14 protein-coding genes are annotated in these 25,968 nt (G+C 44.0%); 6 read left to right on the plus strand and 8 right to left on the minus strand.

The window, feature by feature from the left end; genetic code table 11:
- Window positions 1-85: 85 nt before the first annotated feature.
- On the minus strand, window positions 86-2,449 hold the full coding sequence (locus GGD38_RS36165; RefSeq protein ID WP_375301005.1) for a TonB-dependent receptor: 2,364 nt from the start codon (window positions 2,447-2,449) through the stop codon (window positions 86-88).
- Window positions 2,450-2,666: 217 nt separating this feature from the next.
- Between GGD38_RS36165 and GGD38_RS36170 the strand changes: the two genes are divergently transcribed.
- The gene (locus GGD38_RS36170) at window positions 2,667-9,890 is read left to right on the plus strand and encodes a LamG-like jellyroll fold domain-containing protein (protein WP_375301006.1); all 7,224 of its coding nucleotides are present in this window, start codon (window positions 2,667-2,669) and stop codon (window positions 9,888-9,890) included.
- A 285-nt stretch (window positions 9,891-10,175) separates the two neighbouring features.
- Here GGD38_RS36170 and dapF read toward each other — a convergent pair whose 3' ends face one another.
- Complete coding sequence (gene dapF / locus GGD38_RS36175) at window positions 10,176-11,039, minus strand: diaminopimelate epimerase (RefSeq protein WP_375301007.1); 864 nt, start codon at window positions 11,037-11,039, stop codon at window positions 10,176-10,178.
- Window positions 11,040-11,254: 215 nt separating this feature from the next.
- Between dapF and GGD38_RS36180 the strand changes: the two genes are divergently transcribed.
- Both GGD38_RS36180 and GGD38_RS36185 read left to right on the plus strand, forming a co-directional pair.
- A complete protein-coding gene (locus GGD38_RS36180; protein WP_375301008.1) occupies window positions 11,255-13,696 on the plus strand; it encodes an ABC transporter permease in 2,442 nt (813 codons plus the stop codon).
- An 11-nt stretch (window positions 13,697-13,707) separates the two neighbouring features.
- A complete protein-coding gene (locus GGD38_RS36185) occupies window positions 13,708-14,298 on the plus strand; it encodes a hypothetical protein (RefSeq protein WP_375301009.1) in 591 nt (196 codons plus the stop codon).
- A gap of 498 nt (window positions 14,299-14,796) precedes the next feature.
- Here the strand turns inward: GGD38_RS36185 and GGD38_RS36190 are convergent, their stop codons facing one another.
- Window positions 14,797-15,213 carry a hypothetical protein gene (locus GGD38_RS36190; RefSeq protein ID WP_375301010.1) on the minus strand — a complete coding sequence of 139 codons (417 nt, stop codon included), beginning with the start codon at window positions 15,211-15,213 and terminating at the stop codon, window positions 14,797-14,799.
- A gap of 229 nt (window positions 15,214-15,442) precedes the next feature.
- On the opposite strand from GGD38_RS36190, the gene GGD38_RS36195 reads away from it, so the two are divergent.
- On the plus strand, window positions 15,443-17,881 hold the full coding sequence (locus GGD38_RS36195) for a hypothetical protein (RefSeq protein ID WP_375301011.1): 2,439 nt from the start codon (window positions 15,443-15,445) through the stop codon (window positions 17,879-17,881).
- On the opposite strand, the gene GGD38_RS36200 is transcribed toward GGD38_RS36195, so the two are convergent.
- Window positions 17,867-19,594, minus strand: a complete 1,728-nt coding sequence (locus GGD38_RS36200; protein ID WP_375301012.1) for a hypothetical protein — start codon at window positions 19,592-19,594, stop codon at window positions 17,867-17,869. The genes GGD38_RS36195 and GGD38_RS36200 overlap by 15 nt on opposite strands.
- Before the next feature lie 70 nt (window positions 19,595-19,664).
- Between GGD38_RS36200 and GGD38_RS36205 the strand changes: the two genes are divergently transcribed.
- Window positions 19,665-20,279, plus strand: a complete 615-nt coding sequence (locus GGD38_RS36205; protein WP_375301013.1) for a DUF4230 domain-containing protein — start codon at window positions 19,665-19,667, stop codon at window positions 20,277-20,279.
- Window positions 20,248-20,406, plus strand: coding sequence for a helix-turn-helix domain-containing protein (locus tag GGD38_RS36210; RefSeq protein ID WP_375301014.1), 159 nt, complete (start codon window positions 20,248-20,250; stop codon window positions 20,404-20,406). Before GGD38_RS36205 ends, GGD38_RS36210 begins: the two co-directional genes overlap by 32 nt.
- Window positions 20,407-20,415: 9 nt before the next feature.
- Here GGD38_RS36210 and GGD38_RS36215 read toward each other — a convergent pair whose 3' ends face one another.
- From GGD38_RS36215 to GGD38_RS36230, 4 genes are read right to left on the minus strand one after another with little or no spacing between them, the layout of a single operon-like run.
- The gene (locus tag GGD38_RS36215) at window positions 20,416-22,872 is read right to left on the minus strand and encodes a hypothetical protein (protein WP_375301015.1); all 2,457 of its coding nucleotides are present in this window, start codon (window positions 22,870-22,872) and stop codon (window positions 20,416-20,418) included.
- Between the two features lies 1 nt (window position 22,873).
- Window positions 22,874-23,758 (minus strand): DUF4349 domain-containing protein, encoded by an 885-nt coding sequence (locus GGD38_RS36220; RefSeq protein WP_375301016.1) that lies wholly within the window; start codon window positions 23,756-23,758, stop codon window positions 22,874-22,876.
- A gap of 6 nt (window positions 23,759-23,764) precedes the next feature.
- Window positions 23,765-24,733 carry a hypothetical protein gene (locus GGD38_RS36225; protein WP_375301017.1) on the minus strand — a complete coding sequence of 323 codons (969 nt, stop codon included), beginning with the start codon at window positions 24,731-24,733 and terminating at the stop codon, window positions 23,765-23,767.
- A gap of 22 nt (window positions 24,734-24,755) precedes the next feature.
- Window positions 24,756-25,838, minus strand: coding sequence for a hypothetical protein (locus tag GGD38_RS36230; protein WP_375301018.1), 1,083 nt, complete (start codon window positions 25,836-25,838; stop codon window positions 24,756-24,758).
- Between the last annotated feature and the right edge of the window lie 130 nt (window positions 25,839-25,968).

Below are 25,968 nucleotides of genomic sequence, written 5' to 3' on the forward strand. Positions count from 1 at the left end.
AGGCCCAAAATAAAGACAAAGAGTGGTAAAAAGAAACAGGGAGCACAACCAATTTTGTGCTCCCTGTTTCTTTTTAAATCCAATATTATAGTTTCACATTCAAGGTAAGACGATAGGCTGCGCCCTTACCTTTTGTATAACTATCATTAAATGCACCCCACTGCGAACGGGCAGTGAAATAGTCTTCATTGAACATATTTTCAATACCTAAGTTCAGCGATGTAGTTTCACTGAAATTGTACCCAACCGATGAGTTGAACAGGTTATATGCTTTTACGGGTGCTTTGTAAGGGTCGTACGAGTCGCTGCTATTTCTGGCAAAGCGGTTTCTCTTCATTATCCCTGTATATTGTAATAATACATTTAGTTTGCCGGGGATCACGGTATAATCAACATGACCGGTAAGTTTAGGAGGTGCAATACGCTGGCCGGGCAGGTATTCATCTTTCTCGCCGTTATATTTTCCATCGTTGTCAGCATCAACTTTACCTTCCGTATAAGTGTATGAAACACCAGCCTGTAAATATTTTGTCACCTGCATATCCGCAGCCAGTTCATACCCGTAAATGCGCTCGGGGGTTCTCACCACTACAAACTCACCATTGTCATATACACTGTTTGCACCCAGGCTCGACTTACTAATATACCCCGTAGCTTCAAAACGGAAGTTCTTTATTTTACTTACAAATCCTGCTTCGTAGTTATCTACAATTACAGCTTCTGTATTGATCTTTGCTATATCATTCACTCTTGCCGAGCGCAATACCAGCCCTATATCAGAAACACTGAACCCTTGTGAAAAACTCACGTAAGGAGAAAAATAATCGGAAAGATTATAACGAAGTCCAACATTCGATACTACAGCGTTGTACTTAATATCACCGCCTTTTACATTCATGGAGGGCGTTACGGCTCCTGTTGTTGTATTTCTGCTTGGAAGTGTGGCATAATCATCAACGCCGATATTTATCTTTTCATACCGCACCCCACCTTTAAGCACTATTTTATCGAATAATGTAAGTTTTGCCTGCGCAAACGGAGCCAGGTTAAACATATCCATTTCGGGAACCCAAATGCGTCCATCTACCAAAGGTTGTGAGGTTACATCTCTTTGCGCATCTAACCCATAGGTAAAATTGAAAGCCATGTGGTCCATCGTAAAGGGGGTATTCAATACCAGACGGGCACCGTTCTTTTTGGAAAGTATGCGGGAGATCCCTCCATCAACAAATGCTTCGGAGTAGAAAAATACATTGTCAACACTCTGATAATAAACATCGGCATCATAACGGGTATTGGCAACCCCGGTTTCACCTGAGAATTGCACACCAAGGTTATGATTGCCTTTTACACCTTGCGGAACACCTTTGTTTTGACCTAAAGCGGCCGTAGTTTTTATTCCATTCTTATAATCTCCATTTACTGTAAGGTAATTGGTCGTTTGGCGGCTGCTATAAAAGTTATAGGTAGCCTGCACCTTATGACGGGCATTTATATCGTACGCAAGTTTTACAAATCCATTATAAGAATCGGTTTCGCTTAAACCATATACCGGGGGCAATACATCGCCATCAGCATCTTTTTGCTCGCCTGTTTGTTCATATACACCGCTTACTACATAGCTGAATTTCCCTTTATCGCCATAAAAAAGCTGGCTTAATCTTCCGCCCATGCTGTTGGCGCGTTTTATAAGCGAACCCGTTGTTCCCACCGAAGTGTGACTATTCAATAGTTTATTGGTTTTCGGATTACGGGTAAAATAATTAATAAGTCCCCCTGCTGCCCCATTTCCATATATGGCGGTAGCTCCTTTAACTACTTCAATTCGCTCTATAACAGCCGGGTCCAAAGCACGCAGGTCCATGGCACCGTTGCGAAGCGGTGTACTTTGTGGTACTCCATCTACCATAATAAGCAGGCTGCGGCCGCGAAGGGTTTGGCCAAAATTGCTACTAAGACCTGTGCTTGGAGCAAGGCCCGGTATCCGGTTTTCAAGAATATCTCCCAGATTGGTGGTAATATTAATGTTTTGTTGTAATGTCTTTATGCCTACAATGGAAACGGAAGAAGGTACCTGGTCAATAGATTCCCTGGTGCGCCCGGCTGAAACAACTACTTCTGTGAGTTGGGTCTTTGCCTGAGATAATTGAACGGAGACTTCGGTTGAACTACCAGCTACAACCACTACTTCCTTTTCCTGCAGCTGATGCCCAACGCTTGATATGCTGAGCGTATAATTACCCGGTTGAATATGTTCTATAGTGAAAAAGCCTTCATTGTTTGTTAAGGCAGCCTTTTTGGTCCCTTTTAATCGTACAGTTGCGGATACAGCAGGGGTATTATCGCTGCCTGTGATCGTTCCTTTTATACTTCCTGTTTGTACATCACTTTGTGCAAACAAACGGGCCGATACTACAAGCAGAAAAAAAATCATAAACAGTCTGGTCATCTCCTATTGGTTTTTATTTCGTCTTTTGGCCGCAAAATTGGTCAGGTAACGACTGTTTATTTGCTTTAATCGGGAAAATAAGTTGCGAAAAGCGGAATTTTACCCGTTATCGTTTTGTTGTAATGACAGCTTTACCCCCCTTTTTTGGCATTTACCACCCCTGTCTTCTTTTGCAGGGTCATCTAACTTAGTCATTTATAAAACCGGAAACTAACAGATGACACGATGCTTGCCAACTCCAATGCTATGGGTAGTTATTTTTACCCTTTTGGTTTGTAATAATGTAAATGCACAACGCTTCACACATCCGGGTATACCTTTTACCAGGTACGACCTTGACCAGTTAAAGGCTAACATTACAAAAGAACCCTGGTTATCGGCCTATAATGCCTTTGCCGCTGACGATCACTCAAAGCTTTCTTACTTTACGCCGGGGCCGTCTGCAACGGTGACCCGTGCTCCCAACCTGAACAACACACGATGGATAAGTGATATGATCGCAGTTCGTAACCTGGCGTTCATGTGGGTGTTTACCGGTGATTCGGCCTATGCCCGTAAAGCCACCAACCTGCTGGATGCCTGGGCTGTGACCAATACCGTGTGGGGTGGCAATGAATCGATGCTTGATATTGGCGATTATGCCGACTACTGGGCCACAGGGGCCGACATTCTTAAGTCTACTTTTCCCGGCTGGTCAGATTCCAATACGGTGCATGTAAAAAATTATTTCCTCAATGTGCTCTACCCTACTTCCTGGGTGCCCTATCAACTACGCGATGCCAACAAAGGCGCCCTGCAGTTGAAAATAGCGCTGGCGGCGGCAGCTTTTTGCGACGATGCTGTAAGGTTTAACCAGGCCATAGATGTGTATCGTATGGATGCCGGTGGTGGTATGCGCAACTCATTGGCCAATGGTGAAGTGGGCGATGCCGGCCGCGATGATCACTGGCGGGTACAGGCTGCAGCCCTTGCATGGGGCGCCGAAGTAGCATACAAGCAGGGTATAGATATGTATGAAGAACTGGACAAACGCGTACTGGCCATAGCAGAAATGTATCACCGGTACAATTTCGAAGGCGATACCATGGCCTTCATTCCTTTTGGCGGTTATGCATCCTTTTGGACAGGCTGGGGCATTCCAACCAATTACGCCAAAGGTGATATGACAAATATCATTCTTGGCGCTTACAAATTACGCAAAGGCATTCCAACACCGTATACCGATAAATTACGAACAGTTCTTGGCGGAGCAGGCGGTAGTTTCCTATATCTTAAATCTTCCGACACTTCTACCGCTACCGTATTACCGCCGGTATTTTACCCTGCCGAACATACACAGCCGGTGAGCTATTTGACCAATACAGATATTGGCAGCCCCGGTATTGCCGGCAGTGCTACCTATAGCAACGGCGCCTGGACCATAAAGGCGTCGGGCAATTCAAGAAGCAATGCGGTTAATTATACTTTTAAGAAAATAAGCGGCGATGCGGGCCTGGTGGTGAAAGTGAACAGCATGTCTCTCACTTCCGCCGGCAGTGGTGTGATGATCCGTCAGTCGCTGGCGCCGGGTGTGCCCTATTGGGACATTTACCTGGCGGCTACAGGCGGTGTTGGCCCGCACTACCAGGCAAAGGCTCCCTGGTGGTTGAAGATAGAACGTGTGGGTAAACGCATTTTTACTTATCACTCGCAGGATGGAGTGAACTGGACCGGTCTTAATTGTTTTTATTCCGACAGCGGGTACCCTACTGATCTCTATTATGGCTTCTATACTATTTCCAACAATACGTCGGCGCTGAATACCGCCGTTTTTACCAATGTAGGTTTCAGCCAGGCATCGCCTGCCGGTTCTCCGGAGATCAGCAGTGCCACTACGGCTACAGTTAAAACCGGTACTTCTTTCAGTTACAGCATAACGGCCAGTAATAATCCTGCAACTTATAGTGCCAGCGGGTTACCTGCAGGGTTGACCTTAGACGCTGCCACAGGTATTATTACCGGTACACCCTCCACCCTGGGAAAAACTGAAGTAACCCTGGGCGCCACCAATGGCAACGGTACAGGAACTGCAACCTTAATACTCAATGCCACCAGCAGTACGGCGCCAACAGCGCCGGATTCTGCAGTTGCTGCAGTTGTTAATACCACACAAATTAAATTAACGTGGAAGCCATCTGTCAATGCAACCAGTTATTCGGTAAAACGTTCTCTTTCTTCCGGCGGGCCATATTCCACGCTGCAAACCGGTATTACCGGCGCCAGCTTTACAGATGCCGTTCCTGCTCCGGAGGTGAAAAACTATTATGTGATAACCGCTCTTGCCAATGAACTGGAGAGTGGCATCTCTAACGAGGTATTTGCCACAGTGCCGCCAGCGGTACCGGGCAAACCCATTGTAACTAATAAGAATGCACAGGTTGATCTGAAATGGGATACAGCGTATGGCGCTTCATCGTATAAGGTGAAACGTGGTACTGTAAGCGGTGGCCCCTATACGACTATCGCTACGGTAACTTCAAACAGTTACTCTGATATGAACGTTACCAATGGCAGTCCTTACTATTATGTGGTTGCTGCTGTGGGCGCCACCAAAGAAAGCGCCGATTCGCCGGAGGCTTATGCCGTACCGGGATCCAATTCTAATACATGGAGTGCAGACCCGGATTCTGTCATTTGGAGCCAGGCATCTGGTTGGATAGAGAACAGTGTACCGCAAAGCCCTGCCATTCTCACATTCAGATCTTCTGCCGATACTTTGATCACCAATGATCTTACCAACCTGGCAGTTTCGCGCATACAGTTTGATACTGATGCCAGCCAATATACAATTGGTGGAAACAGCATGGCCATAAACAATGACCTGGTGAACAATTCTGCCAAATTGCAAACCATTACTACACCGCTTGTTTTAAACAGCCAGTTAAGTGTAGCTACCAATACGGCAGATGTTATATTGTCCGGCGCAATAAGTGGAACAGGTAGCCTGCGCAAAACAGGAAGTGGCATTCTTACCCTTTCAGGAAACAATACCTATTCCGGCGGCACCACTATTGCCGGATCAATAGGCGCATGGCCGCCAAGCAATGGTATTGCTGTTAGCGGTAACGGTACCGGTACACCTTCTAATGCTACCTCAGGCCCCCTGGGCGCCGGTAAGATCACTTTCAACGGTGGCGGTTTATGGGCAGTAGGTGGCGATGTAACTATATACAATGATGTAGAAGTGCCTGCCGGACAAAGCGGCTGGTTCTTTGAATGCTGTAATGCGCTTAACCTGAGAGGAAAGTTAACCGGCACCGGTACTTTTATTCACGATGGAAACGTGTACGCTGGTTTGCATCTGTTTGCTGATAATAGCGACTTTAGAGGCACCTTTATTTCCAAGCTGCGCAGCGGCAACTCCCGTACGTGTTTTGAAGTGCCGGAGTCGGGCAGCGCAAAAGCTCATTGGTTGTTAGATGCTAACGGTAATGACTGTCACCGCATTCTTTTTAGCTCCGGCACCCTGAATTTTGGCGGGTTAACCGGCAGAGGTTTTCTTCGCAACGATGCAGGCGGCTCACCGGTAGTTAGCATTGGTGCGCTCAATACAGACTGCAACTTCTCGGGCATCTTTGATAAATATTTCCTTATTGAAAAAGTGGGTACAGGCACCCTGTGGTTTTCAGGCAACCATACCTATGGCGGTACTACTACTATTAAGAACGGAACATTCATGGTAGTTAACAACCCCACCAGTGGTACGTTCCCCAGCCCGGTGATAGACAGCAGTGGTACATTCGGTGGTACTGGTCTTAGCCAGGGCTCCGTTACCATTGGTACAGGAACAGCAGCAACCGCTATTCTGGAACCAGGTAATAATGGTATTGGAACATTCACTACTACAAGCAGCCTTACAATAAACAGTAACGGTATTTATAAAGCGCAGATAAGCACCAAAAATGCCACTGCCGATAAAATGAAAGCTGCCGGCGTTAGCCTGGTGGGCAATCCTGTGTTATCGGTTGTTGATATCGACTCTGGCGCATTGGCCCTGGGAGCTAACCTTACCATTATTCAAAATACCGGGGATGCGGCTAATAGCGGTACTTTCAAAAACCTGCCCGAAATGAGTGTTGTTAAAGTGGGTAGTTATGATCTTCGCATTACTTATAAAGGTGGCGATGGTAATGATGTTATGCTAATGGATGAACGGACCACACCTATGGTCATAACCAGCGCCAAAACTGATACGGCGCTTATAGGAAAATTGTATCAATACACTATAACTGCTATTAAATCTCCTGCCCGTTTTAATGCATCGGGATTGCCTGGCGGATTAAGTGTTGATACAACAAACGGCGTAATATCGGGCGTACCTGCGGTATATGGCAACTTCAACGTAGTTGTAATGGCAGCGAATGATTCATTATCGGCAACAGATACCCTTCACCTGGTGATATTGAATAATGTAACGGGCAATATTACCGTAGCAGAAGGTGACGCAAAGGTTGTGGTTGAATGGAATTCAATATTGAACCTCAGCTACAGGATAAAACGTGCCACATCGCCATCAGGTCCGTTTACTGTTATAGGTAATACCACCACCGCAAAGTATGCAGATTCACTGCTTATAAATGGTACTACGTACTACTATACAATAGCAGCTGTAAACGGAAGTACCGAATATTCCGAAAGCGCTCCTGTAGCAGCTACGCCTAAATTGGGCCAATGGGATTATTGGAAATTTAACGACAGCTCCGGCACAAAAGCAATTGATTCCTGGGGCGCCCGTCATGGTGCACTTACAGGCGGAACCAGCGTTGTAACCGGTCTTCAGGACAAGGCTGTACAATTAAACGGCAGCAATGGATATGTAGCCCTTCCATTGGGGTTAATGGTGTCAGTGAACGATTTCACCATCGCCGGCTGGGTAAAATTAAATACCGCCTCCTCCTGGTCAAGGATCTTCGACTTTGGCACCGGTACAACTAATTACATGTTCTTAACACCTGTGAGTGGTAACAATACAGTACGCTATGCCATTAAAGTGAATGGTGGCACCGAGCAACAGATCAACAGCGCTTCGCCACTGCCGGCGGGTGAATGGCACCATGTGGCAATAACTTTATCGGGTACTACAGGTACGCTTTATATTGATGGCGTGTCGGCAGGTACCAACAGCAGCATGAGCAACAAACCATCTGCCCTGGGCGCCACTTCACTGAATTATATTGGTAAATCGCAATTCAGCACAGACCCTTATTTGAATGCGATAGTAGATGAATTCAGGATCTACAACAGGGCGCTGAGTGCAACGGAGGTTAAATCAGTGTACACTCAATATGCTCCACCGCTGCCACCAACAAACCTGGTGGTTACAACAAGCAATAGCAAACCGGTTGTAAGCTTTACTGCATCTGCCGGCGCCACCAGTTATAATGTGAAGCGGGCAAACACGCTGGCGGGGCCTTACACCACTATTGCTACAGCCGGCGCAACAAGCTTTACCGATTCCTCCGCTGTAAGCTGTGCTACATACTTTTATACGGTATCGGCCGGCAACAGCAATGGAGAAAGTGCTAATTCTTCTGTAGCAACGGCTGTAAGTAAGAAGCTAACGGGGACACTTATTGGAACCGATGGTTCGTGGAATAATAACGCCGCTGTAACAAAGGCAGCCGCGGTGGATGGCAACATAAATACTTTTTTTGACGGCCCCACCGCAAACGGTGTTTGGGTGGGCTATGATCTAGGCGCAGATAGTACACAAGCTGTTTACAAAGTGCGGTATGTGCCACGTTCAGGTTTCGGTTCACGTATGGTGGGCGGTGTTTTTCAGGGTTCTAACGTAGCCGGTTTCAGCACGGCAACTACCCTGTTCACCATTACCGCAGCACCTGCCAATGGTGTTTATGCAGAACAAACGATCACAAACACTGGGGCATACCGTTATATTCGTTATCTATCGCCAAACAACGGATTTGGCGATGTGGCCGAAGTTGAATTTTATGGAATACCTGCCGCTGCCGTACCACAAATAACAAGTAAGGCTGGAATAAAAAAACTTCCCTATGGAGCAGCGTTTAGCTATACCATTCAGGCCACCAATGTAAACAACTTCAGCGCTGCCGGTCTTCCGAACGGATTAAGTTTGAACTCGTGCACAGGTGTGATATCGGGCAACCTGAACGCTGCAGGAACATTCCCCGTTATTCTTACGGCTTCCGGTACGCTGGGCTCGGTAAAGGATACCATGCAACTGATCGTATATCAACTGCCAACGGTTAAAACAAAGAACATTCAGGTGTTATTGGATGAAAGTGGAAATGCATCTGTTACGGCCCAACAGGTAGACGATAGTTCTGTAAGCTATTCCGGAGCCCTGAGCTTTAGTTTGGATAAAACCAACTTCACCTGTGCAGACATTGGTACGCCGGTTGTTGTAACGCTAACAGCAACAGATGCCGATGGACATTCAGGCACAGAAACGGCACAGATAACAGTTGTTGACAATCAACTACCCGTGCTAACTGCTCCTGCAGGCCAGTTTTTTTGCTATGATCCTTCTGGTTCTTACGCCGTGCCGGTGCTCAATGTTTCGGATAACTGTGGCATAGCGGTTATAAGTTATATTGTAAGCGGAGCCACATCCCGAAACGGTAATGGCGCCGATGCCAGCGGAACGTTTAACGCCGGGCAATCGACCATTACCTGGACTGTAACGGATGTACACGGTAATCAAACAACTGCCGGCACGGTGGTTACTGTTAATTCGCCCATCATTGCTTCCATTGCCGATGTATATGCAATGAACCCGGCGGTTGACGCTAAAAATACCATCTACATTGGCTATGGGCCAGCTTCTTTAAGTGTTCAGGCTACAGCAAATGGTGGTACGTTACCTTACAGCTACCAGTGGAGCACGGGTGAAACTACGCAGGCAAAAACGGTGAGTGCGGGCAGTACATATTCGGTTATTGTAACCGATACCAGGGCTTGCACGGCTACAGCTTCGATCGTTATGCAAATCCTGGATGTAAGATGTGGCAACAACAACGATAAAGTGAAGGTCTGTCACAATAACAATACCATCTGTGTAGCTTCGGCTGCGGTGCAGGAACACCTTAATCACGGCGATTACCTGGGCACATGCGGTACTGCTGCTACAGCCCGGGCTGGTGAAATACCAACGCTAAGTGCTGAAGCTTCTGTGGCTGCGGTTTATCCCAATCCATCTAATGGACAGTTCGTGGTGGAGCTAAACAATTTCAAGGCTGGAAAAGTGGCGCTCATCGTTGTGGACCAAAACGGCCGCAAGGTGCAGGAGCAGTATCTCGTCTGCGCTCTTAGCCAGCAACAGGTAACAGTGGACCTTGGTAGCTGCACGGCAGGGGTATATTTCCTTAGAATTGCAAGTCAGGAGGGGCTTCAAACCAAAAAGCTCATCATTCGACGATAAAAGAAGGTTGTTATCTATGAGTAGTCAATTGTAAATTAAAAGTCCCCCAATGTATCGGGGGACTTTTTTTATAGGTAATACTTTCAGAACGTATTATATGTTACAATCCAAATAGTTGCAATGATCATTACTGCCTGATAATAAGGCCAGACAATACCCATGTCATTCTCCTTTTCATATTTTGCCAGGCAGACAAACACTCCAATTATGGGTATCCAGTATAATAGTTTATAAGTCATAAACTAATCATTCCTCAGGGCAAAGTTAGGGCAATTGCCAACGCTGCTAAATAAAATCTTCAATAAGCTCTTTGCTCAGCGTGCCGGTACAGATCTCACGAACTTCTCCAGTCATTCTAATGGCATAATCAGCAGCCACATGAATTTTCAGTTGTCCACCCAGCATCTTGATAGTAACATCTTCATCAACCAGGCCCTTTTTTCTTAACACGCTGGCTACTGCACAGGATGAAGTTCCCGATGCCAGGGTAAATCCGGCGCCCCGCTCCCAGATCAGCACCTCCACCTCATTGCGGTTGATCACTTTTGCAAACTGTACATTGATCCTGTTGGGAAACATTTGGTGGTTTTCCAATAATGGGCCAAACTGCTTTATCTCTTCAATTACTAATTCCTGTTTAAGAATAACACAATGCGGATTGCCAAGGGAAACACAGTTTACCTCATAGGGTCTTTCACCGGCATAAATAATCTCATTGTCAACCTGGGGCATTTCAAAATTGGTAGGAATAAGTTTCGAGTCGAATATGGCATGTCCCATATCTACCGTTATAATTCTGGCCTTGTTATTTACTACTTCATCAATATTGGCCTTTACGATGCCGCCTTTTGTTTCTACGGTGAATGCTGATTTGTTAACTATGCCAAAATCAAAAACATACTTGCAAAAAATGCGCAGTCCGTTCCCGCTTTTTTCGGCCTCGGAGCCATCAGGGTTAAATATGCGTAACCCAATGTCGGCTTTATCAGATTCAACCAGTAAAAGGATGCCATCGGACCCAATACCAAAGTTCACGTTGCAAATTCTTTGAATGGCTTTATTCTCTATTTTAAAGCTAATATGGCGACTATTCAATACAATATACTCATTACCCAGCCCATGAATTTTTACAAAGAAATTCGAGTCCATATCCTGTTTCATTTAATTTCCGTGCAAGTTGCGATTTTACTTTTAAATTGTCAAAGTACTGATAGGCTCGTTTTTTTTATTATACGTGTAAAACGGAGGAGGCAATTGATAAAGAATAGATCCCTCGTTAAATAATCCATAAAATACCCTCCCCGCCAGCTGGTTTTTTCTTTCAAAAAAATATAAGACCTATTTTGAAAGACCAATCCTTCTGCATGTTTAAAAACTACCTTGCTACCGCCTGGCGTAATATCACCCGGCATAAAACGTTTGCTGCTATAAATGTTATTGGCCTTTCACTGGGTATAAGCGCCTGCCTGGTCATCTTTCTCATCGCCAGGTTCGAATTAAGTTTCGATAATTATCATCCAGGTAAAGAAAGAATATTCAGGGTCGTTAGTGATTTTTATACAACAAATTTTGGCGAAAGTCATACGGGTAGCATCAATACGCCTGCTCAATTTGCCATCCGCAACGAGGTGCCCGGCTTTGAATCGGCAGCGTTGTTTTATAATTACGAGGCAACAGCTGCCATTCAGGATAAAGAACAGGTAAAAAAGTTTGCAAAGCCGCCGTTTGGTGAAGAACAAAAATCTGATATTATAGTTGCTGAGCCGCAATACTTCAACATCTTTCACTACGAGTGGCTGGCCGGAAATGCCCGTGTGTTAAATGATCCATATACAGTAGTTCTTACTGAAAGTAAGGCCCGGCAGTATTTTGGAGCACATGATCCGGCTGAATTTTTGAATAGAACAATTGTCTACAATGATACGCTAACCGTTAGAGTGGCCGGTATTGTAAAAGATGCCGGTAAAAATACCGACCTGTTTTTCAGGGATTTTATTTCCTATGCTACCATTAAAAAAGATATTGCTTCTGCCTCATGGGATGATGGATATACGAATGAGCAAATGTTTGTTAAACTGGCAAACAACGTTACTCCTGCTCAGATCAATGCCCAGCTTGCAGATCTTAGAAACCGGCATTGCAAGCCAGGTAAAGGCATTAAAACAACCTATGTGTTGCAGCCTTTATCAACCCTGCATTTTGATGCCCGGTATGGGGATGCATACACAAGAAAAGTGCATTTGCCTACCATGTATGGGTTAATGGCCATTGCTTTGTTTATTCTGGTCATTGCCGTAATTAATTTCATTACATTATCCACTGCGCAATCTATTGACAGAGCTAAGGAAACCGGCATTCGTAAAATTTGCGGAAGTTCAGGGGGGGCACTTGTGGTAAGATTCCTGGCTGAAACTTTTATTTTAACCCTGTTAGCGCTTGTTTTGTCAATGGCCGGCATTTATCCCCTGTTAGCCGTTTTTAGATCATTTATACCCGAAGGGGTTAGCTTTTCTTTTTTTAGTTCATCAACATGGTTGTTTTTATTGGCAATTGGTTTGTTCACTACTTTGTTGGCTGGCCTATACCCTGCAAAGGTTTTGTCTTCTTCAAAACCTGTTATCACCTTAAAAGGCGCCGGTATGCAAAAATGGAACCGCCGTGGCTATTTTATAAAAGGATTGATCATCTTTCAGTTTACCATCTCCCTGGTGTTTATTATAGGAACACTGATCACCGGAAGCCAGATCAGGTATATGCTGCATAAAGACCTTGGTTTTAATAAAGATGCTATCATTACTGTTAGAACAAATTTTGAATATGCAGCTGATAAGAAAGAGGTACTGGCAGAAAAGATCAGGCAGCTAACCGATGTGGAGGCAGTAAGTGTAAGTGAAGGCACACCTGTAGCAAAACTGCATTTTTTCAATCCCCTTACCTACAAAGGAAAAGAAGAAAAAGGGGTGGCAACAATACTCGAATGGGGTGATGAGCATTTTACATCCCTTTATGGTATAAAAATATTGGCAGGCCGTAATATTCAACCAAGCGATTCAATAAAGGAATTCCTTGTTAGTGAAAGCTGTGCTAAAGCATTGGGTTTTGCGAAACCGGAAGATGCTGTAGGCAAAATGGTAGAAACAATAATTCCACCGGGTATTGTTAAACGGCCCATTGTTGGTGTAATGGCCGATTATCATTCACAGTCGTTACACGAACAGTTAATGCCTGTTTTTTTAACTACCTCCAGGGAATTTACAAGGCTTATAAATATAAAATTAAAAACCAGCGGAAAGCAGTTGAGCCATTTTAAAGCTACGATAGCAAAAATTGAAAAGTGCTGGAAACAGGTTTACCCGCAGGAGCCCTTTGAATATAATTTCTTTGATGAAACAATTGCGAAGTTTTATGAAAATGAGCAACAAACTGCCAAATTGATAAACATCGCCATGGTGCTTTCCATTAGTATCTCCTGCCTGGGTTTGTTTGGGTTGGCCACGCTTACGATCAGGCAACGCGTTAAAGAAATTGGCATCAGGAAAGTGCTGGGCGCAGGGGGCGCGCAGATCGTTTACATCCTGAGTAAAGACATTATAAAATTGGTTTTAATAGCTATTGTAGTTGCCTCGCCTATTGCCTGGTATGGGATGAACCAATGGTTGAATGGTTTTGCTTTTCGTATTACTGTAAACTGGTGGCTCTTCATGCTGGCTGGTGCTATAGCTGTTCTTATTGCATTTTGTACCGTAGGCTATCAATCTATCAAAGCCTCTTTACAAAACCCGGTTGATGCTTTGCGAAGGGAATAATTTATTTAACCATGACCAAAACTATTTTGCTTATCCTGGCCTTTTCTTTACCGATTGGTGCTTATTCGCAGAACGGTTATCTGGTTTTAAAAAAACGGAACCGGCCGCTGCGTTATTTCTGGAAAGACTCGCGGATAACCTTTCAGCGGAATGACGGCGAATGGGTACATGGGATCATTACTGGTATTCATAATGATTCGTTCTCTCTTACCCGTGAAATGATCAGGTATACTTTATCGGGGATAGACACCACTCATTATCGGGGGTATAAATTCAGCGTGAAGGACGTATGCGCCCTGCCTACAAAAAAAGAAATGATCGTTCATGATAACAACCGGGTGCGGGTAATACTGGGACACGAAAAATTTGTATGGGTACGTAATGGTTTTATATTCCAGGTGGCAAGTGCAGGATATATAGGTTTAAATGTTGCCAATGACCTCATCAGGAATGAACCGCCTTTTTCGAAAGAAAAATTAAAAGGTCTTGGTATTGCATCGGCGGTCTTTGTCATGGGCACCATATTACATTACTGTTTTTACCCGCATCTTCGTGTAGGAAAGAAATTTCATCTGGAGGCTATTGGTATTTCTGGTTCTTAGTACAGATTGTGATAAAATAACGTGTCTACATAAAACGATATAATAATTGTTAGTATAACCACTGAAGCATATACGATAGCCCTGGTGTATCTTTTTCTAATCAAATTTTTTACAGATAAATAACTAATGAAAATGAAAAGAAGCGTCCAGCAGCTAAAATATATTACAGCTTCACCATCGCTTAAATATGCCCTTTGAGAATAAAAGGTGTATTGTCCGGTTGCTCGTTTTACTATTTCAGTCAAATTAACCGACGAAATCCATAATGTTCCACCAATGCCAATGAAACAAAAAATATAACCAATAATTTCCAGGGGTTTCGATTGCATAATTGTATAACGCAAAATATTACTATTTTGTATTGATGTTTAAAGAAACGCCAGCACCAACAAATAATTCTATAAATAAGGCTGTTCAAAATTGCTTTGAACAGCCTTGCTGCTTTTTGTTGGTAAAATAACTTATTCCTTTTGTGAAACCAGGCAGATCAGCATTTCATTAATTGATCCTTACCCAAAAAGCATCAGTGGCCAGCGGCGGATAAATACGCGTTTTACCGGTGGTGGAGCCTGCCGCCACATTGATAGTACCCACCTGGTTGGTTGATCCACTGTTGTAGATCCTTGCTACGGCATTTCTTGTAAGAGGTGCACTAAAGGTGATCGTAATGGTTACAGGATCTGCGTTGTCGAACTGAAGTATTCCCGCACTTGTGCCACCGAAAGGAGCGACATTGGATAATGTTACATCGTCAAGATTTGAATTAAAATTAGCCGAAGCCAGATTCTGATCTGTATTGTTTTCAACCCACAGGTCACAGGCGGTTGGGGTAACCTGATTAGATGAAACCGGTATAAAACTGCTGCATAATATAAGGCCGGCAAAAAACACAGATAAGGTTCTTTTAATTTGCATAGATAAAAGTTTTTGGTAATAGAAATTAATAATTGGGCCAATCAATGATCTATGCTGAACGGTTTTTAGCAGTGTAGAAAATGCAGGTTGCAGATGCTGCCTGGTAATTAAAAATAGTGCTTTTTCAGGTAAGTGAGTTACAACGGCCCCTGGGCAAAACAAACACTGTCGGTGTTTTCTTTTTTGCTATATGTTATATAATTTCACGGCCGCAATCCCTACCCTACGCATGAAATATTTCGTTTATCTGTGCCTGCTATTATTGTCGCTTGAAAGTGCTGCTCAACCCGCTGTAAAAGCCATTTCTGTTCCTGCCAGCATGTGCGGGCACTGGCTAAAAACGGATGGAAGTAACGGCTTTGTTATTGGTATTTATCCCAATGCTGTTTGTTATGAGAATGAAACCTGGCGTATAAAGGCTGCAAAGCAAATTCAGCAGCGATGGCAGCTACAGCTGGAAAATGATAACAGTAAAAAGATCATTGTCACAATACAGCGAAAAGATAGTACCACGCTGCTTCTGGGCAACATCGCTCAGCAGGAATTAAAGAACATCTGCACCTTTAATTCAAACTACCGTCCAAAAGAGGCTACTTTCCATTCTCCCCTTTTTACAGGGGGCAACGCCCTGTTGAAGGGCCAGTTGCATTGGAAAGAGAATGATAATGAAAATAAAACAAATTTTGTTCAGCTGTCCTACACCGATGTATTTACCGGCGAGGAAGAATACCTGTATGCCGATCTCGATAACCAGGGCCGCTTCAGTCTTCCCATTCCTCTGCGCATGCCCGTAATATGCAGCCTCATTAATGGCAGGCAGCAACTGGGCGCCTTTCTGGTACAACCGGGTGACACACTGTTGCTGGCTTACAATTTCGTTACTGACCTTAACGAAAATAAACAGGATTACAGCAAATTAATGCAAAGCGTTTGCCTAATGGGGTCAGAAGCTGCCTTCAATAACCAATATCAGTATTTTAAACGGTATGTAACTAATGATGAGGAGAAAAAAAGCGACGCTGTTACTGAGCAATACGACAATGTGCTTCGTGGAATTGACCGCGTATACCCTGCTCATGTGGCCGAACAGCGATTCATTGATTTTGTAAAAGCAGATGCCCGTTACAATTATGTATTGAAATTGCTTAAAAGCAGCAGGATGGGGTTAGATAGCACTGCCTTGCAGAAAATATATGAGCAATACCTTTCTCAGGAAACGCCGCTTGCCTTCATACACGACAACTTTTACAAGCTGGCGGGCTCTTTTGATGATTACCTGCGTCGCAGCCGTTCTTTCCCGCTGGTCTTCGATGCAAACACCGATATTGCAGGCCGGCTGAAAAAAGATTACAAGCTCTTATTACCACCTAACTTTATAGAGAAGAATGATGAGATACGGCAATACTGGAAATCCAATCCCAATCAGCGGTTAAACGAACCGGTCATTACTGAAAATTTTTTTAATGGTAATAAAAAGGAAGCGGAGCGCTTCATGGATCTCCATAGCAAAATTGTGCGTGAATTTGAGAAGGAAGTATACGATTCCGTTGCTTATGGATTATATGAGCGGTTAATTCCCAATGCAAGCATGCGTTTTGCCCTTAACCTGCAGCAATTACACGGCAATTCCCTGTTGCAGGAAGATATTGCAATGCCTTCAAAATACCGGATAACAATATTTGAAAATCATAGCCAGCTTTCGGGATTACCTTATCACCAGGTAGCCCAAATTAAAACAGCCAGGATAATGAAATTTCAAATAGCTGCTTTTGAGCCAATGCAGGATTCCGGCAATCTCCTCCAGATCGATCGTGAGCTGGAATTACAGAAAGCATTGAAGGCCTACCGCGGTAAAACGGTGGTTATGGTGCCTTTCAGTCATTACTTCGAAAAGGAAAATGTGGCTCAGAAGATTTACAGGCTAAAAAAAATACAAGAGCGTTATCGTGCAAAAAATGTTGTATTCGTGAAATGTATTCAGCCGCGCAACCGGAGCGACTGGGAAGCAATATTATTTAAATACATTGAATATTTTAGCGGGCAGCAGGAGTTAAATAATGTGCTTTATTGCGAAGGCCTTGCCAGTTGGAGGGCTTTGGAGCGCGAGACCAGAGAAGGTATTATTATTTATAATTCTTCGGGACAGTTGCATCATCCACAATATACCTATGTAACCCATGAGCAGCGTAGAAAGGAAAATTTCGTTTTGATGAGGGAACTGGACAGTGTTATTGCAGGTAAGGGACGTTACTACGAACAATATGCCGATCTTTTAATGCGGGGTGATGGCAAAAAGGAACAAACATGGACCTTGTACGATTCTACAGGCAACTATTTTTTTTATGTATTAAATGAAGTTAACGAGCCAATACCTAACCGTTCCGACTCGGTATTTCATCTGCTTTCTGTGAAAGACTCTTTGTACCGCGAAAGCGATCTGGTTTTACACCGGCTGCCCCAGACCGATGGAAGCCGTTCCTCTAACAATAAACCTGCATATACCAAAAGTTACCAGCATGCAGGCCCTGCGTGTACATACAGGTACGATCGCAGTACCCGGTTACTTCGAATTTATGATGATAATAAAAAATTGCTCCGGACTTTCAGAGTGCTCCTGATCACCGATATTTACCTGGAGCTGGAATTAATACCGTTACAGGGGCGATGAAGACCCGATTGTCACATTTGCGTACTTCCATGCCTTGTTGAAGCGGCTCTTCGTGGCTGCTGCCTCGTTATTTTTTTTCTGCAATGTTTGCGCGTTATATAAACCAATAAGCGCCCAGCCATTATTTCGCCAGGTTTGCAGATCGCGGTTGTACACTTTTTCGGCTTCACTGTATTTACCGGCCTTTAGTAATACGGCGCCCAGGTGATGACGTACAGAAAAAAGCCAATCGGGCGGTTCATTGTAATTTAAATTGTCTTCAATGGCAATGGCTTCTTCCAGTAACGTGATCGATTGTTGCCATTGTTTTTGTTTTGAAGCGATCTCTGCCGCCAGTACCTTGCTTGCAATTTGAACCAGGTCGGCGCTGGTGTTAATGTTCCAGATCGTAAGGTGTTTTAAAGAAGTGTCTTTGGCCAGTGTGCTTAAACTGCTCATTTCCTTATTGGCGCTGCTTAGGTCGTTCTTTCCTAAAAAAGCCATGCCTCTTGCAAAATGCCAAACGGCCCGGGGATAAATGAGGTTGGCCGCAGGCGATGGAAGTTGTAGAATGGTATCCCACATGGCGAATTTCACACCAATGTAATAAGGCATGGTATAATAATGTTGCAGTGTACCCCACCCTGGCATGCGCATGATGCCCGAATCGGAATCTTTTTGCATTTTACCGGCAGCCATCCAGGCTAAAGTGGCGTTGCCTTCAAGCGTGGCTGTGGCCACCAAAAAATGATAGTTATGGGGATAGTACGACAATGGATACGCGCCCTGTGCATGGCAGGTAGTAATATAATTGCTGTCGGCCGCTATTGCGGCCAGGTTTACCTGTGAGCCCTGGTGATAGTCGCCGGTATTGATGTAAATATGAGAAGGCATATGCACCAGGTGTCCTGAACCGGGCACCAGCGTTTCTAATAATTTTGAACTGGCAAGCCCTTTTTCAGGATGCGCCGATGCTTCTACTGCATGAATGTAAAAATGATGGGCGCCGGGATGCCTGGGGTTTACTGTCATTAAATGCTCCAGAACAGCCAATATGCCCGGTGTCCATGCCTTCGGTGCTTTTGTTTTTTTGTCGTACAGGTCCCAGGGGTGTACATCCATTATGCTTTCGGCATATAAGGCGCCGATATCGGCATCTGACGAATACGCATCATATACTTTTTTCATAGCATCTGCATAGGCAATATCCAGCGGGCTTCTGTCGGCCGGTGCAGGTTTTGCATACCGGGTGGCTAAGGCCCGGATAAGCGCTTTTTCTTTAGCGGAGGAATTAGCAGATAATGCCACCGCTTTTGTTGCGGCATCATAGGCCCGTTCAAAATTGTCTTCCTCCATACCGGCATTGTAATTGGGCCCCAGCACGTACGCAAAACCCCAATAAGCCATGGCACAGGTAGAATCGAGCCTGGTAGCCTCATAAAACGATCGGGCTGCCTCGGCGTGATTAAAGCCGTATGCGAGCATCATACCCTGGTTAAAATATTCCTGGGCTTCCTTCCTATTTGTTGTAATACGAAAATCAATACCCTGCAAGCCCTTTAACACCGGCGCCTTTTTCCCTTCACTATACCAGGCTTTGTCGGTTGTTTTGGCATTATAACAGCTATAAACAGTTGTTGACGCTGTTTGAGATGGTTGTTTGTTTGCAGGCGGGTTGTTTTTGCAAGCTGCCAGAAGAATGATAAGAGCGGAATACGAGGTTAGGCGTTTCATCCTAAAATATACAACTTTATTGGAAAAAACAGCTATTTGATCCTAAATTGCCGGCGCAAATAGCATATCTATGAAAAAACTGATCATCTGGCTCGTATTGGTATTTACCCTGGTATTGGTGTTTTGGCTGGGCCAACGCTCCGGCGCCCGCATAGTAAATGATAAAACGCTCGCTAACAGCCTTATTGTGCGCCAGATTGCTGAGCTCGCCAGCCTCGAAGTGCAGGGAACGGCCACCATTAAAAGAAGTAACCTGGCCAACGATGGCAGCTGGACGGATAACATGCGTAAAATGTTTGCCGAAAATACCATTTGGGTAACGGTGCCTTACACTGCCAAATTTGGGGTAAATGTTGACGAAAAGAATTTTACCGTGGCAGTGGGTGAAAAAGAAGTGCTGGTAGCCTTACCCGCAACACAATTACTGAGCTACGAACTGCGTCTCGACCAAATGGAAACGGCCAACAAAAAAGGCTGGTTCATGTTCTCCGACGATGAAACATATACCGACGTGCAAAAGAAACTGTATACCACTTCCCGTCAGGAAATTGAACAGAATAGCGCTTACCGTGAGCAAAGCAAAGAAAAGATCCGCAAGATCATTGCGCAATATTATGCTCCTTTTAACCTCACCATAAAAGTGAAGTTTGGTGATGAAGCGCCTCAGGCATTACCACTCAATTAACCGGTGCTATGAAATTGCATATGAATTTAACTTTACCGACGAAAGTCATTTGAACAGGACGTTTAAAAAATACAAAGGCATGAACCCTTCGGAGTTCAGAAAAGTAAACAGTTTGGAATTGAAATGATGTTTTGTTTTAGTTGGCAGCCAGTTCCCTGATCTGTTGCGCATTTGGCGGCACATCTAATTCTAACAACAATTTGCTATGGCGCTTCAGGAAATCAGGGTCTTTTTCGCCCAGTTCCGCCAACGCCAGCAAGGTATTCCTGCTTCCCTCTGTTCGTACTTTTTTATAATCAATATATGTATCAGCAAACATTACCAGGCGTATGGCCAGCAACAGTGTTTCCTGGTATGAATGATCATGTGTAGGCATTGCCATTATTACTGTTCTAATGTGCCTTGCCATTGCAGCCGGGTCAGTGTTTTGAAGAAAATTTACCAGGAATTCCGGCGAACCATCCTCGCCTATCAGGGCCTGCATACTATCAAGATCTAATAATGCGGCATCCTTATTTACTAAGGTGTTTATTATTTCGGTCACCCAGCTATCTTCTGCATTGTCTTCGGAGATTTTTATCAGAAAGATGGCCAGAATTACACGCAGCAGGGTATTTGTTTCTGTATGGAATGCAGGTATGAATTGTGCATTTATTTTTTCATCGTCTTCGGCCAGGTAATATAACCACCCCAGGCAATAGAGCGCATACCCTCTTCTTACATCAGGATGTGTAGTGTTTTGCCATTCCCGTTGTAAAAATGTTTCTGTTTCAGGCAGGTCTTTTCCAACGTGGATCAGTATATGCTGCGCTTTACGTGCTGTTTCCAGGTCTGCACCTCCGGCCCATTGAAATAGCTGCGGAATTAAAAACTCCATGGTGGCGATCATTTCGCTATAACCCTTGTTGCGAAGCCCCGTTTGTATCATTATCTTATATAGTAAACCCAATAAACGTTTTTCTACAGCCGGCGTATATTTATAAAAAGGCAACATGCGTGCAAAAAGGGTGGCTGTTGCATAGGTGGCTTCGTATAACTGCCCATGGTAGGCCATTTCCCACCAAATAAACTTTTCGCATTCACTTCCAAGTTTTGCATCGTCCAACAACAACCCATAGATGGCTGACGGCAATTCTTCGCCTCTTCCCCATGCTGTTTGAATGTTTTTCCAATCTACCTTATCCAATTCCACCTGCAAATGTTCCGGCACCGGCAATACTTCCAACCAAACCGCTCTAAATTCTTCATCTTTCAACACATCCGAAAAATCATATTCATAATATTCAGTAGTAAACGTCTTTTTGCATTCCTGTAAAATAGCGAGGCATTTTTGTTTGTCGCCCAACTTCAACGCAACTTTTGCCAATGATAAAAACGGGCGACTATAAAACCCCTGCCCTTTTTCTTTGGCCGCCAGCAATTTTGATTCTGCCTCCTGCAGAATTTCGGGAGCGTTAAAATTATACGCCACGCGGGCATAATCAACCAGGAAATCGCCCCAGTAGCTCATTAAGGTAAATCCCTGATCGTATACAGAGGTAGTAGCAAAAGCCATTTTCCCTGCTTCAAACAATGCGATCACTTTTGCCTGGTCGTTAGTACGGCGATAAATGCGGGCCATGGCCATTTGAGCATTAGTGGCATATACGGTAAAGGTCCAGGCGGCCGGGTTTATGCTATGTCCTTGCAGGTAATATTTTTCAGCTGTTTCAAAATAGCGGAGTTTTTCGGTTGTGGCATCGGCCGGCATTTGTTTAGCCGCTCCTTCAAATGCAGTCCCTAACTGGTTCAGGCGCTCTGTATCGGTGGTTGTATAGTCTTTTACATGCTCCAGTAATTCAGTTGATTTTTTGCTTAATTCCTCAGCGTAGGCGGTTGATAAGGCATATTGATTATACTGAAGCGCTCTTGATAATTCGTTTGACCAGGTGAGATAGATTATAGGATCTGTTTGAGCAAATGCGGTAAGCGATTCCTCCAATTGTCTCATAAACTGCAGATGCCAGTGGTGGTTATCTTTACAGGGATAATTAAGCACCTTAAAGCTGCTATGCAGGAAAACATTAAAAACCGGTTCACACCAGGTAGCAAAGGCGCTTGTAAACAATTGAAAAGCGGCCATAAACTGATCTTCGGTAAATTGCTGTGTGATCTGCATCCTTTTCAACAGGGCACTGCCCAGCCGGGCCTGCATTTCGGCGGATGTTTCCTTTTGCAGGGCGGTCTTATATTCATTTATAGCAAGCTGAATATTTTGTAGCCTGATCTCCGGCGCCGTTTTCGATTGGGCAAGATGTTCATACAACCATGTTCGCAGATCATGCTGGCTGTTTTCCGCATCTATTTTCTCAATACACAACAGGATGGCAAAGAGGTCTGAAATAACAGCATCCTCATGTTCCTTATTTATTTTTTCAAGCTCAACGTCCTGGTACCAGCTATAAAAAACCTGCTGGCAGCCTTCAATCAATTGGGTTTTATGTGTATGAAGATCTTCTGCATCCATACTTTGGACCAATTGTTGAAGCCCGCCGAGGTCTTCATTGTTTACCAGCGTTTCAATTTGCTCAGCAAGTGTAGAACCGTGCAACATGTTATTCTTCCAGTTTATTCGTTACCATTTTTATCAGCTTCAGTTTGTCAATCAGCAACAATATAATAAATGCAGCTGCTACCAGTGCCAGTAAGGAGATTATTAAAATAGCGTAATATTTTATTGTCCATTCCAGGGCCACTTTAAGCCGGCGCATAAAGCTTATTTTTTTATCGGGGGCGCCTTCATACAGGGAAAAACGCACCGTACAGAATTCATTCTCTGTATCAAAATTGCCGAGCTCAACACCCAGTTCCTGCAGTTGTGTTTCTATTTCCAGTATCTTATCGTGCAATGAAACATAGTCGCTGATGGCTCCGCCCCTTGTTTTCAACTCATTTAATGAGGCCAGCGTTTTCTCCAATGAAGTTTTTTTTGCATTCAATTGTCTGAACTCATTTGTTTTGTCAATTTTCGTGATCTCCATCGATCTAACCTGCCCAATGCCCTGCACCTTCATATAGAAACTGTCGAACCTTGCGGGGTTAATACCAATGAGCCAATGCATTTGCCGGTTGCCTTTATTGCCTGTATTTTGTTCGTACTGTATAACGCCGGCAAAAGCGGTGGTCAGTATTTGAACGCTCTCTACATCTTTTTCGAATTGGGCCGTTTTTGATTTAACGGTGGCCGTTTTCTCATATTTCTGGGCAGATGCAATACTTGCCTGTTGGGCCACATCTGCTTTCATCTTTATATTGTTATCACTTGCGTAGTTCTTTCTTAAATTATCTACACTGCTGAAAAAGTTATTCGAATAGTCGTTGCCTAGTGTTATGTCTGTAGTAACATAGCCATAGATCAATCTGAATAAGAATAACAGGAAGAATAATGCTAAGAACCATTTCCCGGTTTTCCAAAGACGTTGTCTGAATGTTTGTTTCATGTTTTATTATCGAATTATTAACGCTTTCAAGCCATCCATAAATTGTGGATCGTTTAACTCTTCACAGCAAATGTTAAGGATATGTATTTTATCTTTAAGATCCTCTTCAGGGTCTATGATAAGGCTTCTGCTCATTAGATCGCGTACGAAGTGGTATAACGTATTTGCGTCAGTGACAAAATCAAGTAATTTACTATCTGGTTTTGCTGCCCGGTATAAAAAACGTGCACGCCGCTTTTTAAATTCAGGAAGCTCCGTAAGGTTTCCATGAAAACCAAGGGGGGTTAACTCCTGGGCAAAGGAATGAAACAGCTCATTGTTGTCAGGGCCCAATTGAATTATCTCATTAATAAGATTCTCATCGGTCAGCGCCGTGGCTACCAGCAGCCACCACACGGCCAAATGCACATCTTCTTTTAGAAATGGCTTCTCCTCATCAAACATTGGCTGTATATTGTCAATACCACCGGTAGCATTTGCAAACCAGTTATCGGCAAATGCCATCCAGCGTTCTTCAAAAGCCGCATCTTCTGTTTTGCCTGGCATACGGCCAAAGAACCAGACCGTCCATTGATACCGTTCGGCCAGTTCCAACGTAGATACAGCCCTTTTGCTTTCCGGTTCTTGTGTTAATATTGGATGGCCGGAACTTTGCTGCCGAAATGCCCGGTATGCTTCCAGCGATTGGAAGCAATTCGTAATTCTACGATCAATATGGCTCATGCAATAGACCCAGCCGGAATCACGCGCATCAAATAAATAATAATCATCACCAGCGACTTCTAAAATAACAAAGCCCGACAGCGTTTTATCCAGGGCGCCAGACAAGGCATTGTTGATATGCAAATGAGCGGCAAACAGATTGTCTGCTTCCATATTGGGTATCTGCTGTTCAGAACAGATCTCCGGCAAAACCGCTGGTATTTCCAGGCTATAGAATCTTTCCAGTCGTGCATTTATACTTAAATTATCCATTGAATTTCCATTGTTTTTCCATTTAAAGCAATTGCATTTTTTCTTTCAAATTCATAAGGACTGGTTCGTTTACGATCTGGTGGCGTTGCGAGGGGTCTAACAACAAGGCCTTTTTAACCATTGCCAATGCTTCCTCTTCACTCCCTTCCTTGTTAAAGATACATGCCAGAATATAAGGCATCCATGGGTCTTCGGGTGTACTCAGGCGCATGGCTTCATCAAGGAATGCATTTGTATCATACATGTCATAACTGATCCTGTAAAGAATAACGGTTTGATACTCCCTGCACAGCCATAACCGAAGCATACCATCTTCCGGATACGAATTGACGATCGTTTCAATATATTTCAGCCGGTCGTAATAATCCCGCGCGCTGGTTTTATGGCGGTAAATATGAAATGTGCCATGCAGGATGATCACTTCGTCAATAAATTCATCCCATTCTGAGGTCACTAAAAAACGAATATTATTGTCGATATATTCACTTAAACGTTCGAGTGCAGTATACAATGCTTCCGGTGAACAGTCAATTGCTTCCCACTCTGACCAATGGCCGAGCTCGAAATGATCGAGCTGATCAAAGTCCGTTTCGGAATATTCTTCATAAATGATTGACTGCTCCCCGTTCCTTTTGTGCTTTTTAAAATATTCGGTTGTTGTTTTATCCAGCGACACATACAGGTCGTGGACGGCTTTTTTGCTGTCGGGCTTAAATATTAGCCGGGTATTACCACCTGCCGGGTCTACCGATGCAAATTCCCTTTTGCACCACTTGGTTTGTGAATCCTTTGCGTGCACTATTTCGACGATCGATGCGTTTCCCAGGGCATTTACCACAATGGCATCGGTTGATATTTTTTCTTTGTATGCGGCATCAATATTCCAGCAAATGAAAAAATGCTCCTTAAAGCGATCAACGTTATTGGTAGATGCATAATAAAGAGCCAATTTATAATGGGCCTGTAGCCGGTAAGGATCGTGGCGGAAAGCGTCTTCGAAAAGAGACTCAATTACATCATTGCGCTGCTGCTGTAATGCATCATAGGCCTTTTGAAAAAGCCGGTTGATCTCTTCTATGGTTTTGAAATAGCTATTTATTGTCATTTTTTATCCGCTAATGTTGTTTTTTCATTTCACAAATGTATCAATCAGTTAATGTGTATGCAATATACAGGCGTGCTAAAATTCGTTAATGTTTTTCATACGGGCCTTTGGCGAAATGGGGTGTGTGGGT

It is taken from the genome of Niastella sp. OAS944 (genome assembly GCA_024809215.1).
In the GTDB taxonomy this organism is placed as follows: Bacteria; Bacteroidota; Bacteroidia; order Chitinophagales; family Chitinophagaceae; genus Niastella.

Coding starts and splice junctions, on each gene's coding strand:
- GGD38_RS36225 (WP_375301017.1), bottom strand. CDS start 24,733: ATGGATAATTTAAGTATAAATGCACGACTGGAAAGATTCTATAGCCTG.
- GGD38_RS36215 (WP_375301015.1), bottom strand. CDS start 22,872: ATGTTGCACGGTTCTACACTTGCTGAGCAAATTGAAACGCTGGTAAAC.
- GGD38_RS36195 (WP_375301011.1), top strand. CDS start 15,443: ATGAAATATTTCGTTTATCTGTGCCTGCTATTATTGTCGCTTGAAAGT.
- GGD38_RS36190 (WP_375301010.1), bottom strand. CDS start 15,213: ATGCAAATTAAAAGAACCTTATCTGTGTTTTTTGCCGGCCTTATATTA.
- GGD38_RS36210 (WP_375301014.1), top strand. CDS start 20,248: ATGAAGCGCCTCAGGCATTACCACTCAATTAACCGGTGCTATGAAATT.
- dapF (WP_375301007.1), bottom strand. CDS start 11,039: ATGGACTCGAATTTCTTTGTAAAAATTCATGGGCTGGGTAATGAGTAT.
- GGD38_RS36220 (WP_375301016.1), bottom strand. CDS start 23,758: ATGAAACAAACATTCAGACAACGTCTTTGGAAAACCGGGAAATGGTTC.
- GGD38_RS36230 (WP_375301018.1), bottom strand. CDS start 25,838: ATGACAATAAATAGCTATTTCAAAACCATAGAAGAGATCAACCGGCTT.
- GGD38_RS36180 (WP_375301008.1), top strand. CDS start 11,255: ATGTTTAAAAACTACCTTGCTACCGCCTGGCGTAATATCACCCGGCAT.
- GGD38_RS36170 (WP_375301006.1), top strand. CDS start 2,667: ATGACACGATGCTTGCCAACTCCAATGCTATGGGTAGTTATTTTTACC.
- GGD38_RS36165 (WP_375301005.1), bottom strand. CDS start 2,449: ATGACCAGACTGTTTATGATTTTTTTTCTGCTTGTAGTATCGGCCCGT.
- GGD38_RS36205 (WP_375301013.1), top strand. CDS start 19,665: ATGAAAAAACTGATCATCTGGCTCGTATTGGTATTTACCCTGGTATTG.
- GGD38_RS36185 (WP_375301009.1), top strand. CDS start 13,708: ATGACCAAAACTATTTTGCTTATCCTGGCCTTTTCTTTACCGATTGGT.
- GGD38_RS36200 (WP_375301012.1), bottom strand. CDS start 19,594: ATGAAACGCCTAACCTCGTATTCCGCTCTTATCATTCTTCTGGCAGCT.